16 protein-coding genes and 1 tRNA gene are annotated in these 17,425 nt (G+C 58.3%); 6 read left to right on the top strand and 11 right to left on the bottom strand.

Features of this window, described 5'->3' with window-relative positions:
- Positions 1-2 precede the first annotated feature (2 nt).
- From B2P82_RS15350 to B2P82_RS15330, 5 genes are all read right to left on the bottom strand, one after another.
- Positions 3-962: a lysophospholipid acyltransferase family protein gene (locus tag B2P82_RS15350; RefSeq protein WP_290497849.1), complete on the bottom strand. Its 960-nt coding sequence runs from the start codon at positions 960-962 to the stop codon at positions 3-5.
- Positions 959-1,954: a tetraacyldisaccharide 4'-kinase gene (gene lpxK / locus B2P82_RS15345; RefSeq protein ID WP_290497848.1), complete on the bottom strand. Its 996-nt coding sequence runs from the start codon at positions 1,952-1,954 to the stop codon at positions 959-961. The genes B2P82_RS15350 and lpxK overlap by 4 nt, the downstream gene beginning before the upstream one ends.
- Positions 1,951-3,213: a 3-deoxy-D-manno-octulosonic acid transferase gene (locus B2P82_RS15340; RefSeq protein WP_290497846.1), complete on the bottom strand. Its 1,263-nt coding sequence runs from the start codon at positions 3,211-3,213 to the stop codon at positions 1,951-1,953. The genes lpxK and B2P82_RS15340 overlap by 4 nt, the downstream gene beginning before the upstream one ends.
- Entirely contained in the window at positions 3,210-3,947 is a 738-nt protein-coding gene (locus tag B2P82_RS15335; protein ID WP_290497845.1) for a lysophospholipid acyltransferase family protein, read from the bottom strand. Before B2P82_RS15335 ends, B2P82_RS15340 begins: the two co-directional genes overlap by 4 nt.
- Before the next feature lie 94 nt (positions 3,948-4,041).
- Positions 4,042-4,116 (bottom strand) — tRNA-Val (locus B2P82_RS15330).
- A 473-nt stretch (positions 4,117-4,589) separates the two neighbouring features.
- Between B2P82_RS15330 and B2P82_RS15325 the strand changes: the two genes are divergently transcribed.
- The gene (locus B2P82_RS15325; protein WP_034813781.1) at positions 4,590-4,838 is read left to right on the top strand and encodes a hypothetical protein; all 249 of its coding nucleotides are present in this window, start codon (positions 4,590-4,592) and stop codon (positions 4,836-4,838) included.
- Here the strand turns inward: B2P82_RS15325 and B2P82_RS15320 are convergent.
- Positions 4,835-5,515 carry an HAD family hydrolase gene (locus B2P82_RS15320; RefSeq protein WP_290497844.1) on the bottom strand — a complete coding sequence of 227 codons (681 nt, stop codon included), beginning with the start codon at positions 5,513-5,515 and terminating at the stop codon, positions 4,835-4,837. The genes B2P82_RS15325 and B2P82_RS15320 overlap by 4 nt on opposite strands.
- 85 nt (positions 5,516-5,600) lie before the next feature.
- Between B2P82_RS15320 and glmU the strand changes: the two genes are divergently transcribed.
- From glmU to gor, 3 genes are read left to right on the top strand one after another with little or no spacing between them, the layout of a single operon-like run.
- Entirely contained in the window at positions 5,601-6,971 is a 1,371-nt protein-coding gene (gene glmU, locus B2P82_RS15315; protein ID WP_290497843.1) for a bifunctional UDP-N-acetylglucosamine diphosphorylase/glucosamine-1-phosphate N-acetyltransferase GlmU, read from the top strand.
- 6 nt (positions 6,972-6,977) lie between these two features.
- The gene (gene rpiA, locus B2P82_RS15310; RefSeq protein ID WP_034813773.1) at positions 6,978-7,679 is read left to right on the top strand and encodes a ribose-5-phosphate isomerase RpiA; all 702 of its coding nucleotides are present in this window, start codon (positions 6,978-6,980) and stop codon (positions 7,677-7,679) included.
- A 50-nt stretch (positions 7,680-7,729) separates the two neighbouring features.
- Positions 7,730-9,130 carry a glutathione-disulfide reductase gene (gor, locus tag B2P82_RS15305; protein WP_290497841.1) on the top strand — a complete coding sequence of 467 codons (1,401 nt, stop codon included), beginning with the start codon at positions 7,730-7,732 and terminating at the stop codon, positions 9,128-9,130.
- Positions 9,131-9,157: 27 nt separating this feature from the next.
- Here the strand turns inward: gor and B2P82_RS15300 are convergent, their stop codons facing one another.
- Both B2P82_RS15300 and B2P82_RS15295 read right to left on the bottom strand, forming a co-directional pair.
- Positions 9,158-10,732: a caspase family protein gene (locus tag B2P82_RS15300; RefSeq protein ID WP_290497839.1), complete on the bottom strand. Its 1,575-nt coding sequence runs from the start codon at positions 10,730-10,732 to the stop codon at positions 9,158-9,160.
- 65 nt (positions 10,733-10,797) lie between these two features.
- Positions 10,798-12,096 carry an AAA family ATPase gene (locus tag B2P82_RS15295; protein WP_206992760.1) on the bottom strand — a complete coding sequence of 433 codons (1,299 nt, stop codon included), beginning with the start codon at positions 12,094-12,096 and terminating at the stop codon, positions 10,798-10,800.
- A gap of 153 nt (positions 12,097-12,249) precedes the next feature.
- On the opposite strand from B2P82_RS15295, the gene B2P82_RS15290 reads away from it, so the two are divergent.
- Entirely contained in the window at positions 12,250-13,626 is a 1,377-nt protein-coding gene (locus B2P82_RS15290; RefSeq protein ID WP_290497838.1) for a class II 3-deoxy-7-phosphoheptulonate synthase, read from the top strand.
- A 12-nt stretch (positions 13,627-13,638) separates the two neighbouring features.
- Positions 13,639-15,057 (top strand): MATE family efflux transporter, encoded by a 1,419-nt coding sequence (locus B2P82_RS15285; RefSeq protein ID WP_290497836.1) that lies wholly within the window; start codon positions 13,639-13,641, stop codon positions 15,055-15,057.
- Positions 15,058-15,092: 35 nt separating this feature from the next.
- On the opposite strand, the gene B2P82_RS15280 is transcribed toward B2P82_RS15285, so the two are convergent.
- The 3 genes from B2P82_RS15280 to B2P82_RS15270 all read right to left on the bottom strand — a co-directional run bounded on the left by B2P82_RS15280 (position 15,093) and on the right by B2P82_RS15270 (position 17,396).
- Positions 15,093-15,359: an HU family DNA-binding protein gene (locus B2P82_RS15280; protein WP_034813765.1), complete on the bottom strand. Its 267-nt coding sequence runs from the start codon at positions 15,357-15,359 to the stop codon at positions 15,093-15,095.
- Positions 15,360-15,459: 100 nt separating this feature from the next.
- Positions 15,460-16,371, bottom strand: a complete 912-nt coding sequence (locus tag B2P82_RS15275; RefSeq protein ID WP_290497835.1) for a hypothetical protein — start codon at positions 16,369-16,371, stop codon at positions 15,460-15,462.
- A 2-nt stretch (positions 16,372-16,373) separates the two neighbouring features.
- The gene (locus B2P82_RS15270; RefSeq protein ID WP_290497833.1) at positions 16,374-17,396 is read right to left on the bottom strand and encodes an NADP-dependent oxidoreductase; all 1,023 of its coding nucleotides are present in this window, start codon (positions 17,394-17,396) and stop codon (positions 16,374-16,376) included.
- Positions 17,397-17,425: the final 29 nt, after the last annotated feature.

Here is a 17,425-nt window from a genome sequence, read left to right as displayed (position 1 = left end):
GGTCAGGTAATGCCCGCGGTTTTCCAGGCTTCCTTTGGCCAGCGCCGATGCTGCCAGAACCATTGGCCCGGATTTGCGCGGACCTGTTCTTCAATGAAATCCGTAATACGCTGGACGCTGCGCTGGATGTCTGCGGTCTCGTCCCCGGTCGTTTCCGGCATGAAGGGTTCATGGAAGGTGATCCGGAACCGGGCTGGGCCTGTGCGCACGGTCGAGACGGGCACGATCGGCACACCGTATTTCATGGCAAGCCGTGTCGGCCCCGGCGCGGTCATGGCGTCATGCCCAAAGAAAGGGACGGCGATGCCCTCATTGAATTTCTGGTCGTTCATCAGCGCGATGGTCTGGCCCTTGGCCAGAGCACGCATCAATTCGCGGGTGCTGACGCCTTTGGGTGCGTTGATCTGGGTGCCATAGGCCGCGCGGAGATCCGAAATGCGTCGATCAATATGGGGGTTGTTCAAGGCGCGATAGGTCATCACCGCGTCCGGCAGGCGCTGGGTGATTGTGGCAGGCATGATTTCCCAATTGGCGAAGTGGCCGGAAATGAAGACCGCACCCTTGTCGCTGGCCTTCAGGCGATCCAGCACGTCAAGACCGACAATGTCTACTCTTCCAGACGTGTACGGATCGATGGATGGCAGGTGCGGCAGCTCGCCTGCGACGCGGCCGGCACTCTCCCATGCATCGAGTGCGGTCTGCTCGATCTGTACATCTGTCCAATCCGGAAAAGCGAGCCGGAGATTGCGCTTCACTGTCTTGTGCTGGGAAAGGCGCGGGCCGATCTTCTTCATCAGCCAGCCACCAAAATTGGAGGCACGATCTGGGCCGAGCAGCTTCATCGGCTCCCAATAGAGTAGGTCCCAGCCAATGGTTTCCAGCCGCCACTGAACGCGCTGCCAAAACGTCGCACGATTGTCGATATCTTTTGGGCGAATATATTTCGGGGTGGTCTGGGTCATGAGTTATCTGGATAGAGGAGCGGGTTGAGCAGCGCGTCAAGTTGGCGGATGTCATCAAACTCTGCGGTGACCGGGAATTGCAGGATGCCGCCACGATCATCAGGATGGATGCGGACATAGTCCTTGCTGGTCGTGATTAGGCGCGCGCCGCGGGATTTTGCGAGCTTGTGGAGGAAGCCGAGTTCCTTCGGGGAATAGTCGTGATGATCCGGATAGCCGACCGCTTCGCTGATATCGCCGCCATGATCTTTCAGGCTCTCAAAGAATTTCTGCGGACGTCCGATGCCCGCGAATGCCACCAGCGAGCCAGACGGCGCTGGCCCCGACGGGACAATTCTGGCGCGCAGCACGGGCAGGCCGCTCTGCTGCACGCGTTGAGGGACATCGCCATCCCCCATCAGGATCACCGCATCGGCGCGGGCGAGTCCATCCTCAACAGGTTCCCTTAATGGGCCTTTGGGCAGGACGTAGCCATTGCCGAAAGGGGCAGCCGCATCAATCACGACGAACGACAGGTCCTTCACGATGCCGGGATTCTGATGGCCGTCATCCATGATGGCGACCTTGGTGCCATAAAAGGCCATCAGTTGGACCCCGGCGAACCTGTCCTTGCCGATCCAGCTTTCGCCGGTCTGGGACAGCAGAAGAGGCTCATCGCCGCACATGTCTGCGGTATGCCAGGTTGGATAGATCTTCTGTGGACTGATTTCGGAGCCACCATAGCCGCGTGACAGGCTGGACGCGTGAATGCCTTTCAGCTCGATATGATGGCGAATAGCCTGCACGATGGGCGTCTTGCCGACGCCGCCGGTCGTCAGGTTGCCGACGCAAATGACGGGGATTGATGTGCGCGCCGGGGTGGCCTTGGCCAGCTTGCGGCGGATGCCCCATGTATAAAGAGCGGCAAGAGGGCTGAGCAGAGCGCGAGTCAGGGGCGCAGCTTCCCGAGATTTCGGATCGAGCCCGGCCGACCAGAAGTACGGCGCCTTCATTGTAGCAGGCCTGGTTCGGGAAGAAGCGGCAACAGGGCTTCCAAAGTCACCGTCATGGGCGCATCAGCCTGTTCATTCAGGGCGGCGAGCGCTTCGGCAGCTGGCGGTTCCATTGTCAGCAGTGCCTTGCCTATGGCCTTGGGCGTCTTCAGGCGCCGGATTAGACCGCGCTTTTCCAGATCGTCCATCATTGTGGCGAAGTTGAACACATCGGGACCCGTCACGACAGGGCGACCGAGGCGAACAGGTTCCAGCGGATTGTGTCCGCCGACGCCTTCCGTGTGCCCGCCGCCAAGAAAGACGGCATCTGCCAGGCGATACCAGAGGCCCATTTCTCCCATAGTATCAGCGAGCAGGATTCGGGTACGGGGTGTGGGCGTCTCGCCGCGGGACCGACGCGCCAGCGGCAGGCCGCGCGTCTTGAGCAGGCTTTCGATGGCGTCGCCGCGGTCCGGATGGCGCGGGGCAATGATCAGCGCGGTGTCGTCATTGCCTTTGAGGGCATCGAGGAAAATCGCTTCCTCGCCGTCATGCGTCGATGCGGCCAGGATACAACGCCGGTCGCCAAGGAAGTTCTCGCGCAGGCGGCGGATCTCCACGTCACTGGCCGAAGGCGGCGGGAGGGCAGACTTCATGTTGCCGGTGGACTGGACTGGCTGATCGAGCAGGGTTTCCAAACGTCGGGCCGTGTCGGTGTCGGCGGCAAGGACGACATCAAACCGACCGACCAGGCGTTGGAAGGCTCGGCTGAGCTTCTGCCAGCCTTCGGCAGACGAATCCGTCATGCGTCCGTTCACCAGTGCGCGTTTCGCGCCGGACTTTTCCGCTTCGAGGATCAGGTTGGGCCAGAATTCGCCTTCGCCAAAAATGCAAAGATCAGGTTGCCAGTGCTGGATGAAGCGGCGCGCAATCGCCGGTGTATCGAGTGGTGCCATGAGATGGATGGCACGGTCGGGCAGGGCGGGGCCGAGCAGGCGCGCCGATGTCTGGGTCTGGCTGGTGAAGAGGAGCAGCAGGTCCGGGCGCTTTTCGAGCAGTCGCTGGCCCAGTTCGAGCAGGAGTTGGCTCTCACCGACACTGGCACCGTGTAGCCAGACGAGCGTGCCGCCCGGCATGCGGCGGGGCATGTTGCGCGCGAGCCGCTCATTGATGCGGCCATAGTCTTCCTTGCCGGCGCGGGCACGACGTTTCATTAAGCCGCCCAGAAAAGGCGAGGCGGCCTGCGTCAGGGTCCGGTAAAGATGGATCGCGGCTGTCATGTCTTGTCTGAATCCGATTGCGTCTCAGCAGGATAGCCCGCCAGCATGTCGGCTCTCCGGGTCGCCTCATCAAGCCGTTTCTGCAATTCGGCCTGAATCTGCTGAGGATCGCTGTCGCGTGATACGAGGATTGGTTCGCCATATACAATGGCACCTCGTGCGAACGGATAGGGAATAATCAGGCGGTCCCAGGTCGACAGGCGCGAGGCCGGTTTTATCGAGAGCGCGTAGGGCAGTATTGGCACGCCCGCGCGCTGGGCAATCATGACCGCACCGGGGCTGACGATTTCCGCCGGACCGCGGGGGCCATCGGGCGTGATACAGACCACAGTACCCGATTTGAGCAAACGGACTGCTTCGGCAATCGCGCGGATGCCACCCTTGTCCTTCTTTGCCTTTTTCTTGTTCCCGGCTGAGCCCCGAATGGGGTGAAGCCCAAGATGGGCGATCGCGCGGGTGACGGCCTCCCCATCGGGGGACAATGAAACCAACATCGCGCCGTTCTGTATCCGTCCGGGCCAATGCTTCATGTTGCGGATCCAGCCACTGGGCAGGAGGAGGATACGAGAATGCCAGCCCGTAAGGACGACGCCGTTATAGTTGGTCCACAAGCTGCGCGCTGACTCTTCCCCTTCGACCTTCCACCGGACGGAACGCGCAATGAGGGACATCCAGCCCCAAATCAGAACGCCGAGTATGGAGGTCATAACCTTGGATCGGAACAGGGATTTCATCGCACCGCCTTATACTGCGCTTCGGCGCGCTCACCATGAATTAGATGCGCGGGATAAGTGAATGACAGGTTGAAGCAGGGCGCAACGGGGCGAATGGTGGGCGATAGTGGGTTCGAACCACTGACCCCTGCCGTGTGAAGGCAGTGCTCTACCACTGAGCTAATCACCCAATTCAGCGAAGCAGATGGCGTAATCTGCGCCTGAGTCGAGGTCAAGTCCGGATGTCTGCTGGCGCTGAGTCGCGTAAAATGACTGATTATAGATATGCATAAACACATTCCTCGCATGCATTACAATCGTTTGCGCATGCACCCTTGGGGGGACGACTTCTCGCGCTAAGGGTAGAAATGCCTCGCTGTACCATGATCTGGTTACAAGGATTTGGTAGTTCTTTAGATTTTTTCTGATTGCGAGCAGATTTTTGTTTGCGATAACATGAATATGAACAGGCGTTCATTATGAACGGATGTTCATCGGAGAACCTTACACTAGTTTCATTCGAAATTAGCCTTGAGAAAACCACAAAAAATGGTCATGTTCCGGTCACACAAGACAGCCCGACGAACGGACTGCATAAACATATAAGAAGGACAGGCGGGGGCCTAAGGCCCTAATAACAGTACAGCCTGGAGAGAGAGAAAAATGAAAGACTGGTGTGACGAAGACGGCGCAAAGCGCCTTCGTGAGAAAATTAGTGCCTATTGGGCAGAGCGTGGCTATGAAGTTGATGTCGACCTGATCGATGCTGGCTTTGTTCCTGCCATGCGGTCTGCACGCACTGATGTACGCAGCAACATGGTGAACGGCATGCCGCGTCGCCGTATTGCAAATGAAACGGGCTCCGCCCGTCCTAGCTACCGTCCACGCGAACAGCGTGAACTTTCGGCTTAGCTGACAAATCCATCCACAACTGAGACCAACCTGGAATAGTGCTCCAGCACGATGTCAGGCTTAAGCTGTTGTGGTGATTCCTCTTCGTACCCGAATGGGACGAAAATGAAGGGCAGTCCGGCATTCCGGGCTGCCCTTTCATCTGTGCGGGAGTCTCCGATCATCAAAGCGCGTTCGGGCGAACCGCCGGCGGCCTCGATCGTGCGCAGGATATGGTCTCCATCCGGTTTCCGGTTGGGTACGCTGTCTGCTCCCACAATCGCGGCGAAGTAACGGGTAAGGTCCAGTTCCGCCAGCAACTGGTCGGTAAGGGCCTGTTTCTTGTTCGTGCAGACAGCCAGCGTTGCGCCACCGGCGGACAGGGTGGTCATCGCTTCAACTACGCCATCAAAGGCATGCGAGTGGTCTGCGATGTTTGCGGCGTAATAGTCCAGAAACTGCTCAAGAAAGACATCCAGGTCCGAATCGGACGGCGTGATGCCGTGCGCCAGCAGGCCTTTTACGATCATCGCGCGGGCACCGTGACCGATCATCGTGGCGATTGTGTCCAAAGTGACCGGTGTGAGATCGGCATTGGTCAGCACATGGTTCAGCGCTTCCAGCAGATCGGGCGCCGTGTTCACAAGCGTACCATCCAGGTCGAAGACAATTGTCCATCCGTCGAAGGGTTTTGACATATGCGCCGCAATTCCTTTTCGGTCTCGCCTTGAATCGGCCTTTGGTCTAGGCGAAAGGACTAGGGAAAGCGAGAGGGCAGAACCTGTGGAAAAACCGGCCAGAGAACGTGCAGCGGTCATTCTTGCGGCCGGCAAGGGCACGCGGATGAAGTCCGATCTGCCCAAGGTGATGCACAAGGTGGCTGGCAGGCCGATGATCGACTGGTCAATAGCGCTTGCCAGAGACGTCGGATGCGACCGGATCGTTGTTGTTGCACACCCATCGCAACCGATTCTGATCGATCATGTTGGCGCGTTGCTGGGAGCCGACTCTCTTGCCTATCAGGATCCGCCTATGGGAACTGGTCATGCTGTGCGGTGCGCAGAGGAAGCGCTTGCGGGTTTCGAAGGCGACCTTGTTGTCCTGTATGGCGACAGCCCGCTCGTGCCGGCCTCTGCGATCGGGAGCCTGTTCGACAGTCTGAGCGACGGCGCGGCGATTGGGGTGCTGGGCTTTGATGCGGCCGAGCCCGGTCTGTATGGCCGCCTCATCACCTCCGGTCATGGAGACCTTGAAGCAATCGTCGAAGCGCGTGAGGCGACCCCCGAGCAACTGGATGTAACGCTCTGCAATTCCGGCGTCATGGCGGGCGATGCGGTCATCATGTTCAGCCTTTTGCGGAAGGTGACGAACGACAATGCCAAGGGCGAATACTATCTGACCGATCTTGTCGCATTGGCGCGGGCCGAGGACATGACCTGCAAGGCCGTGCGCTGCGATGAGGACGATCTGATCGGGTGTGATTCCAAGGCTGACCTTGCCGAGGCGGAATCCATTTTCCAAAATCGCCGCCGCATGCAAGCCATGGCGGATGGGGTATCTCTGATTGCGCCGGAAACGGTCTGGTTTTCCCACGATACTTTGCTTGAGGCCGATGTGACCGTGGAGCCGAATGTTGTGTTCGGACCCGGTGTCATCGTGCAGTCTGGTGCGGTGATCCGGGCCTTCAGCCATCTGGAAGGTGCGCAGGTTGGGCCGGGTTGTTCCGTCGGTCCCTATGCCCGGCTTCGCCCCGGTACGGTTCTGGAGAAGGACGCCTTCATCGGAAACTTCGTTGAGGTGAAGAGTACAACGATGGGAGAAGGGGCCAAGGCGAGTCATCTTTCCTATCTGGGTGATGGCCAGGTTGGTGCGGATGTGAATATCGGCGCGGGCACGATCTTCTGCAATTATGATGGCTTCCTGAAGTATCAGGTCAGCATTGAAGATGGCGCGTTTATCGGTTCCAACAGTGCGCTCGTGGCACCGGTCAGGATTGGGCGCGGAGCGGTCGTTGGCTCTGGCAGTGTCGTTACGGACGACGTTTCTGCCGATGCCCTGGCATTGGGGCGCGCCCGTCAGACGGAAATCAAGGATTGGGCGATTGAATTCCGGAGCCGGAAGGCATCGGAAAAGGCAGACAAGCAAAAGGGCTGAAGGCTGATGGCGAACGAGCACGAGAAAGAGAATGCCGCGATGGCGGCGATGGAATATGTCGAGGACGGCATGACCATCGGCCTCGGCACCGGTTCGACGGCGAAGTATTTTGTCGAGATGTTGGCTGAGGAAGTGGCTGACGGACTTGTGGTCCGGTGTATCGAGACAAGCGAACAGACACGCCGTCTTGCCAGCAGCCTTGGTGTTCCGCTGATCCCCTTCGAACAGGTCGAGCGCATTCATTTGACTGTAGACGGCGCGGATGAGGTCGATCCGCAGGGGCAATTGATCAAGGGCGGCGGCGCCGCTTTGCTGCGCGAGAAGATTATCGCCAATGCCAGCGATCACATGGTGGTGATCGCGGACCCGTCAAAACAGGTCGAGCGGCTCGGGAAGTTTCCTCTGCCGGTGGAAGTTACGCCGTTCGGATACACAATCACTGCGAAGCTTGTTTACGACGTGTTGGCGGCTTCCGGTATTGACCGCCCACGCGTGCAGCTGCGGTCGCTGACCAATGGTGAACTCGTGGTCACTGATGGCGGCAACCATATCCTGGACTGTCATTGCGAGCGCATCCCTGACGCTGAGGCGTTGGCGGCGCGATTGTCCAATGTGCCGGGCGTTGTGGAGCATGGCCTGTTCATTGGTCTCGCGCGGACTGTCATCATCGGCAATGAGAATGGCGCTACGGTGTTTGAATTCTCCTGATCCCGCCTCATATGGGTGGTCGAAACCTGTAAAGATTCAAGGACCCTCCCATGACCGACGCGACACATGACTTTGACTTATTCGTAATCGGCGGAGGGTCGGGCGGTGTCCGTGCGGCGCGTCTGGCAGCATTGTCTGGTGCCAAGGTTGGACTGGCGGAAGAGTATCGCATGGGCGGCACATGCGTGATCCGCGGGTGCGTACCGAAGAAGTTTATGGTTTACGCCAGCAAGTACGGCAAAGACATCAAGAAAGCGGCTGGCTATGGCTGGTCTACGGGGGAGGTCAGCTACGATCATTCGGCGTTCGCAACGGCAATGCATGCTGAAGTCGACCGTTTATCCGGCATCTATTTCCGTAATCTGAAAAATGCTGGCGTCGAGATTTTCGAAGATCGGGCCGAGTTCGTGGACAAGAATACGCTACGCCTGAAGAACAGCGGAAAGACCGTGACGGCAAAGAAAATTCTGGTGGCCGTTGGCGGGCGTCCGTGGCGACCCTCTCCGGAAGAGCTGCCGGGCGTTGAGCATACAATTACCTCTGACGAGATTTTCCATCTGGAAGAACTTCCGAAGCATCTCGTTATCGCAGGGGGCGGATACATTGCGGTAGAGTTCGCACACGTGTTTGCCGGTCTCGGCGTGCCGACCTGCCTGGTCTATCGCGGCGAGGAAGTGCTGCGCGGTTTTGATGCCGATGTACGCACCGAAGTGCATGAGGGTCTGAAGGAAGCTGGCGTGCAGGTTATCACCGGGACGGTGTTTGAGAAAATCGAGAAGCGGGACGGGGCGGATCTGCCCTTGCACCTGACCATGACCAATGGCCATACGCTCGACTGCGACGTTATCATGATGGGCGTTGGGCGCCGTCCGAACACGGAAGGCCTAGGTTGCGAAAATGCCGGCGTCGAATTAAATGAGAAGGGTGCCATTCCGGTCAATGAGTGGTCGAAGACAAATGTCGATACGGTATGGGCTGTTGGTGATGTGACTGACCGTGTCGCGTTGACGCCTGTGGCCATTCGCGAGGGCCACGCATTTGCGGAGACGGAATTCTACGACAAGCCTTGGCATTTTGATCACAGTGACATTCCGACGGCCGTATTCACTCAGCCAGAAGTCGGCACGGTTGGAATGACCGAGGCCGATGCTCGAAAAGAGTTCGGCGAAATCGATATCTACAAGACCAGGTTCAAGCCGATGAAGAATGCGCTGAACGGTGACCAAACACGCATCCTGATGAAGCTGGTTGTGCGCGCATCCGACGAAAAAGTCCTGGGTGTTCATATTGTTGGCGATGATGCCGCTGAAATGATCCAAATGGTTGGTATCGCCGTGAAGATGGGCGCCACAAAGCCGGACTTCGACCGGACCTGCGCGCTGCACCCCTCTTCCGCCGAGGAGTTGGTAACCATGCGCCAGAAATGGGTACCGGACGTGCAGGCGACCTAGCCGACGCTCCGGTCAGTGTTCCGGCGCCTAATTCTCCACGGGGAGATAGGCGTTGGAGGCGGCATTGAAGGCATGGACATTGTCGGAATCACAGACGAGCAGCGATAGTCCGTTTTGTTGGGCATTCACGATACCGAGGCGCTTGCAGGCGGTATCAACCGGGATCGGTGCAGGTTCTGTCGCGAGCGTCACCTTGCAATCGCTGAGCCTGCCCCAGCGGGACCAAAATCCGCAGGTCAAAGTATCGGCTGTGCCATCATCGTCCATGTCGAATGAGATCGACTGGGTAGCCGCGGCGTCATCAGTGTCCAAGCCGAACATGCTGGACCGAAGTTCGACGAGCGCGGTGACCTCGCGCTTGAACGTCTTGAGGACAAGCTCCGGCTTGTCAGCCTTCAGGGCGTACAGGTGAACATCCTGTTTGAAATCGTCCGTGTTCATGCCTTCATTGGAAGAAATGAACTTGGCAACCCAGCGCCCTTCATGGAGTTCTGCGGTCGGTGGATCCCAAGCATAGATGTCCTCAATCTTGCTGACGAGGAAGTGGCCGCTGCCCATGTCGGCGACGAAGAAGTATTCAGCCGGACAGCAATTGCCGCCGCCATGCACGGACACGATGGCGTCCAGCGTGCCGTCCGCATTGAAATCCTTGAGTAATTCCACCGTTGGGGCGCCGTAGCCAAATTCGTGAATTGTGTATTCTAGGCCATTGACGGTTGCCTTCAGGACGACATTCTCCTGCAGGAAGGAGAATTCGTCTTCCTGCTCAAACCAGTATTCCGCCTTGCGCGTCGGCTCTTCAGGCTGAGCGGGCGCGGCGGGGCCGGCCGTGCAGCCCGCAAAGCAAAGCCCACGTGGCAGTTTTCCCGGCGCCATGAAAGGGCGGCTGGAAGATTTGCGCTTGTCGGAAACTTCAGCGAGTGCCTGATAGAACGCAACGACTGCGTCCTGTCCGGGGCGGCGAATTTCCTCTGCCAGCGTATCGGCGAACAGGCCGTCATCCGGCGTGGTCTCTCCTGCTGCTGTGGCGAAGGCAACCAGCATTCCGGGACGTTGCGATACGCGCGTCATGCCTTTGTCGGCAATGGATTTCGAAAAGGCGAATTTCAGCTCGTTGCGGCAGGCATCGGACACGACGAAGACCGCTTTTGCCCTGGAGGCCTGAAGGCTGGCGAGGACTTCTTCGAGTTCGACCCCCTTGCGGAATATGTGGCTTGCCGCGGTGATGGTTTCCTTGGCGGGGATCAGGTAGTTGCGCGCTTCGCGATCATCGTAGGCGGCCGCGCCGTGCCCGGAATAGTAGAAGAACGCGATCACTTCATGGCCAGCATCGGCTTCTTCTCCGATGCGGGCCTCGAACTTGTCGAACGCATCTTCCATCCCGTCTTCGTCAAGATCAAACCGGGGCAGGGTCTCGAACCCAACCGCGGCCAGCGCTTCTTCCATTGTGCGCACATCCTTGTGCGTGTTGGTCAGAGCGCCGACTTCTGCCGGGTAGTCCTGGTTTCCGATCAGCAGGGCAATGCGTTTTTCGTCAGCCCGCGCATGGCTCACTAGTAACAGGCAAACGAGCAAGGCCGAAAACGATCTGAGCATCGACATTGTGCGTGTCCCCTATATCCACCAGAGCTGATACTAGGGGCACACGTCCGGAGTGTCACCCGCCATCAAGCTTCAACGAGCGATTTCAGTTCCAACGCGACGGTTTTGAGGCTCTCCCGGATGGGTTTCAGCCCGCCGCCGCGACCGGCATGGATGACCAATTGTTTCCAGGCGGGCTCGCCTTCACGCGGCGCCTTGACCTGCAAATGACCAGAGCGGGGCAGTGCTGAGCGTAGCAAGGCCCCCGCCAGGTCAAAGCCTGCTTTGGAATTGTATGCGCCGTTGCGAGCATCAGCTTCAAAGGTGGATTGCTCCGACCGGCCAACCGCATTGAACAGCACAGACAGGTCCGGGCGGTGTTCGGGGGCAATCTGTTCCCGGATGACCTGGTTCAGAAGGCGCACACCGCGCAGGGAGTAGATGTCGGCATGCATGGGGGCGAGCACGCGGTCGGCTGCCTCCAATGCGCATCGCGTCAGGAAGGTGGCGTTGGGATTGGTATCGAACACGATCAGATCATAATCGCTGCGATAGCGCTCAATCGACTGAAGGAAGTGTTCCTTGATCAGTGCGAGTGAGGCCGGGTCTGATGCGAAGGCGTATTTCGATATTTCGAACTGGCCGGAGATCAGGTCGAGCCGCCCGCCCGGACTGCCTTCGCCCATCAATTCATGGATGAGTTTTTCTTTCGGAACTGGCGCGAACGGGTCGGTGGAGAGGGTGAGCCAGGATTCTGCCGGACTGGTCGCATCCCGCGCATGCAGGCGCGACTTCTCGAACAGGGAGATGACCGACTTGTCTGCGGCAGCGCTGGCATCTGCGACATCCATTTCAAAAAAGGTCTGAGTGAGATTGTATTGCGGATCGAGATCAACCAGCAGGATGCGCCCACCAAGCGCGCCTTGCCATGCGCCGAAGACCTGGCTGGATATCGTCGTCTTGCCGACGCCGCCCTTCAAGTTCATCACCGCCAGCACGGGGCATTTGCTCTTGTAGGCTTGCCGCGTCTCGTTCACGAGTTGCTTGATGCCGTCTGGCGTTGTCGATGACAGGCGAAGGTGCGGCAGGACTTCATGCTTGAAGAAGCCATTCAGGCGGGCCTTGTCGATCTGATACGGGATCAGTTTGAGGCCGCGTGCCTTGGCGCGTTCGACATCCTGGCGCACGGCCTTGGACCGGACGGAGGATGCCGACACGAGAACAATCATGGCAAACGCGTCGTCAATCGACTGGTTTGCCATGTCGCGGGAAGCCCCATCGTTCGGCACATACCAGTCAGGAATGGCCGCCGTGCGGAGGGCTTCGTGCAGCTCCAGAAGCGCATCGAAATCCTTGGCGGAGTGGCTGATATAGACGTGCGACATGACTAGATTTGAGGTTCTCCGAGCGACAAAAGGCCTATGCAATTACTAAAAGGCCAAATCATGATTCCTCCACCAATCTGCTGTGAAATTATAGTGAAACTTGAGCGTGTGCCTGCCATGTGATTAATGCGGCTCATAATTGGAGTAACCGAGATGACCTGGACCCCCTCAGATTGGCGCCAACTGCCAGCAAAGCACATTCCGGAAGACTATCCGGATTCTGCCGCGCTTGCTGCAGTCGAGGAGAAGCTGAAAGGCTTTCCGCCGCTGGTCTTTGCTGGCGAGGCTCGTCGATTGAAGCAGCGCCTTGGCGAAGTGGCGGCCGGAGAGGCATTTCTACTGCAGGGCGGCGATTGCGCCGAGAGCTTCAAGGAGTTCCATCCCGACAATATTCGCGACACGTTCCGCGTGATCCTGCAGATGGCGGTCGTGCTGACCTTTGCGGCATCGAAGCCAGTGGTCAAAGTTGGCCGAATTGCTGGCCAGTTCGGCAAGCCGCGGTCGTCGCCCATCGAGACGATTGATGGGGTGACGCTGCCTTCTTATCGCGGTGACAATATCAATGGCATGGACTTCACGACCGAGAGCCGCATTCCAGATCCCGAGCGTCTGACTCAAGCCTACTCCCAGTCAGCGGCCACGCTGAACCTGCTGCGCGCCTTCAGCCAGGGCGGCTATGCGAACCTCGCCAACGTCCACCGCTGGATGCTCGGCTTTGTTGACCGTAGCCCGCAGGGCGAGCGGTATGAGCAATTGGCGGACCAGATTTCGAAGTCACTGGACTTCATGAAAGCTTGTGGTGTGACGCCCGATAGCGTTCCGCAAATGTCTCAGGTCGAATTCTATACCAGTCATGAAGCACTATTGCTCGGCTACGAAGAAGCGATGACACGCATCGATTCCACATCCGGCGAATGGTACGATACGTCAGCTCACATGCTGTGGATTGGCCATCGTACGCGCCAGATAGACCACGCTCATGTCAATTTCTGCAAGGGCGTGCGGAATCCGATCGGCATCAAATGCGGACCCGGACTGGAAACGGACGAGTTGCTGCGCCTGATCGAGACGCTGAACCCGAATGACGAGCCGGGCCGGATCACTCTGATCTCTCGTTTCGGATCGGACGGTGTGGCGCAAGGCCTGCCGCCACTGGCGCGCGCCGTGAAGAAAAGTGGCCGGACCGTGGTCTGGTCATGTGATCCGATGCACGGAAACACGCTGAAGACCGATAGTGGCTTCAAGACGCGTCCCGTGGATCGCATCCTGTCGGAAGTGCGCCAGTTCGTGGACGAGCTGTCGTCGGAAGGCTGCTATCCGGGTGGCGTACATTTTGAAATGACTGGCCAGGACGTGACCGAATGCATCGGCGGTGCTCAGGCGATTTCAGAAGAAGATCTGTCGTCTCGATACCACACTCATTGCGATCCTCGCCTGAATGGCGAACAGGCCCTTGAACTGGCTTTCATGATCGCAGAGAAGCTGCAGTCCGTCGGGGCCTCCGGCACCGCCGAGCTCAAAGCGGGATAGAAAGACAGTTCCATGCGCACGCACCGCCTGGGCTGGCCTGCCTGGGCGCGGCCAGCCGACATTGCAGACCTGTTGCGGCTATCGGTACCGATAGCCTTCACGCGCATGTCGCAAATGCTGATGGCTGTGACGGATGCCGTTGTGCTTGGGCAATATGCGCCCGGTGAGCTGCCATATATTCTGAACTCGTGGCTGCCGATGGGCGTTTCGCTCGGGTTGGGACTCGGCATTCTGTTGGGTGTGCAGGTGCTGACCTCTGAACTGCTCGGTATTGGACGTGAGAAGGAAAGCGGCCGCATCTTCCGGCGCGGCCTGTGGACCAGCGTCTGGCTTGGCATCCTATTGATGGCGGTCGTCTATTTTTCGTCCAGCGCGCTGTTCACATGGCTCTTTGTCGATATTGCTCCTCCGACCGAGGTTGCAGCATCGGTCGACCCTCATACGGTCGCTGAATCCGTGGCGGGCGTAACCCGCATCCTGTCCTACGGGATGGTAGGCTTCATGATCTCCACGGTTTGCGGCTACTATCTGGAAGCGCTGCGCCGGCCCTTGCTGGTTTCGGCCGTGATGTATTTCGGTGTATTGCTCAACGTGATCATTGACCTCGCATTGGTCGGCGGATTTTGGGGGTTCGAGCCCATGGGTGCCGCAGGTGTGGCGTGGGCGACCACAGGCTCTCGCCTGTTGATCACGATCCTGTTGCTCGTTGCCGTGATCTTGCTGACTCCCGCCTTCAGAAAGTCACCAACCAGTCCCGAAAACGAGGCCAAACGGCAGCTGTCGGTCGGCACGGGCACCGCCATCAGCAATGTTGCCGAGTGGGGCGGGTTTAACCTGACCTATGTGATCGCGACATGGATCAGCCTCGCTGCCAACTCTGTCTATGGCTATGCAATTCAGATCATGGGGCTTTGCTTCATGTTCTATCTGGGCATTGCGACCGCCACCAGCGTCCGCGTGGCGGAGGCCTATGGCCGACGAAACCTGACGGAGATGCGGGATGCAGGGCGCCTTGGCGTGGCAGCCACACTTGTGATGGGGGTGGCGCTTGGTTTGGTTCTGATCGTTTTCAATAATTCGTTGGCCGGCTTCCTCGTGAAGGATGATGCCGTGATCAACGGTGTTCATCTCGCATCCGGCATCGCTGCCCTGCTCGTGATGGTGTCATTTGTAACGGTTTTTGACGGGCTGCAGGCGACAGCCTCATTCGCGCTCAGGGCGCAGGAGATCGTCTGGTCGCCAAGCCTTATCCATATCGGCTCGTTCTTCCTAGTGATGCTGCCAGCCTGCTACTGGCTGGGCATTGTCGAAGGCCGGGGTGCACGCGGCATGATGGAGGGGGTGTTTGTCGGTGTGTTTACGGCCGGGATACTGCAAACCATGTTGCTGGAATGGAAAACGGCGCGCCAGCCGAGCCGACGCGCCGCTTGAATTCCATGGTCAGGACCTATCAGTCCTGAGGAACCCTAGAGGTCTTTCAGAGCCGAAGCCGGCTTGAAAGCAGCCGATGTCTTTTCCGGGATCTTGATTTCTTCGCCGGTGGCTGGGTTGCGGCCCGTGCGAGCATTCCGGGTTTTGGCCGAGAATGTGCCGAAGCCTGCGATCGCCACTTGCTGACGGTCTTTCACGGCACCAGCAATTGCGTCGAAAACAGCGTCTACAGCCTTGCCGGCGTCGCTTTGCGACAGACCGGATTCACCTGCGACAGCTTTTGTAAGTTCGCCCTTATTCATAGGGGTTCTCCTCTAATGTTAAACGGCGATCCCCCGCCGTTGCAGCGACATACCCACGATTCGTAAGGCGTGAATATGACGAAAGCCCAATAAAGACGGGCTATGCGCCGAGAATCCAGCCCTCTTCTGACTGAATTTGCGATATTTTTCCCTCGTCAAGAGAAGTATTTGTGGAAATTCGCCCATTCAACCGGCCTTTTTCGTCCATTTCCGAATAGTAATGGGCGATCTGGCGGACCTGCGCCGCGTCCGGCGTTTCCCCTTTTTCGGGCTTGGTGGGAACAAGTGACGGATAGATTTCGGCAATAACGACCTCAATGCCTTCAAGCGTCTCCTCGGTCATCTCGCCATCCTCGAATTCGAATGGCCAGATGCGTGAAGAGGGTAGTGACTGCCTGAGCGCGTGCACATGGGGAATTCCGGTCAGCGACTGGCTGCCCACGCTACCCGTATAAGCCAACTGCCAGACCGATTTCGGCTGTCCACGCTTTGAGTCTCTCAGATGGGTTTCCACGATACGATACTCAGGCAGGATCTGACCGCTGAATTCCGGTTTCTTGTCGGAGAGTGTCGAGACGACATCGCGTGCGGGAGCCCCCCAGAAAGGGAAAGGTCCTTTCGAGATCGCATAATTCATGCCTGCCGCAATCGCGTAGCGCGGATTGGAATTGTCGGCCTTGTCTTTCATCTTGGACGCCAGGTGCGCATGCATGGCCTGCCAAGGTGCGTTGGTCGATGTGTCGAGGCCCAATGCAGCCGCGGTGCCTGCCGGATAACCTAGCGAGAAGTCAAAGCCAATCAGGACGCGGTCTCCGCGCCCTGTCAGCTTGGCGATGATGCCATCAAGGAAGGTCCGCGCCTTGAGGCGCGTATCAATATTGACGGACTGGTACTGCAGCTTGAGCCGGGCGTCTTTTGCAAGAATCCCGATCCAGATGGAGTTCTTCCCCGTCACAGGTTTGGACGCGGCACTCCAGTCCACCATGATATAGGCATCAAACAGACGCGACATAACTACCCCAGCTTGACCAGCATCTTGCCGGTATTGGCGCCTTCAAACAGGCCGATGAATGCTTCGGGTGCCTTTTCGATACCCTCTTTGACGGTCTCTTCGTATTTCATCTGACCAGACGGAATCCACTTTGCCATGTCCTTGAAAAAGTCGGGCTGCATATCGGCATGCGTAGATACAATGAAACCTTGGATCTTCAGCTGTTTGCCGACGATCTGAATAACATTGTGCGGGCCGGTTGGTTGGCCGGTCTCATTGTATTGCGCAATCATGCCGCATTCGGCGAAACGGGCCATCGGCCGGGCAACTTCGATAGCAGCGGTCAGGTGATCGCCGCCGACATTGTCGAAATAGACATCAATGCCTTTGGGAGCTGCTTCGCGCAGCGCTTTGACAAGTCCGTCGAAGCCGCCAGCGGCCTTGTAGTCGATGACATGATCCGCGCCGAGCGATTTGACGACGTCGCATTTCTCTTTGCCGCCCGCCGAACCAATCACAGTGCAGCCTTTGATCTTGGCAATCTGGACCACGGTCGAGCCGACCGCACCGGCCGCGCCGGACACGAAGACCGTGTCGCCTTCTTTGAGTTCGGCGACCCGTAGCAGACCTGCATAGGCCGTTAGGCCCGGCATGCCTGCGACGCCAAGAAACGCGCTTTCCGGTAGGCCCACTTCGGGAAGCTTCTGAGCCATGGCCATTTCGGGCTTGCCAACCCACGCCGTGCGCCAGCCTGCCATGGAGGAGACGAGATCGCCTTCCTTGTAGTCTGGGTGGTTGGAAACTGTCACGCGGCCCACAGCGCCACCTTGCATGGTTTCACCGATCTGGAAGGGCGGAACATAGCTTTCGCGGTCCTGCATACGGCCGCGCATATAAGGGTCGACCGACATCCACTCATTCTTGACCTGGATTTCGCCAGCGCCGGGTGGGGCGATGTCGATGGTTTTCATCTGGAAATCCGAAAATTTCGGCATGCCAACCGGGCGGGCGGCAAGGGACCATTCGGTGGATGTGAGTGCAGTCATGATGTTTCCTTCCTCTATTTTGTAGAGGC

This window comes from Hyphomonas sp. UBA4494 (assembly GCF_002388935.1).
Lineage (GTDB): Bacteria > Pseudomonadota > Alphaproteobacteria > Caulobacterales > Hyphomonadaceae > Hyphomonas.
The sequence above is the reverse complement of the archived record's forward strand: the minus strand, read 5'-3'. Positions and strand labels throughout refer to the sequence as shown.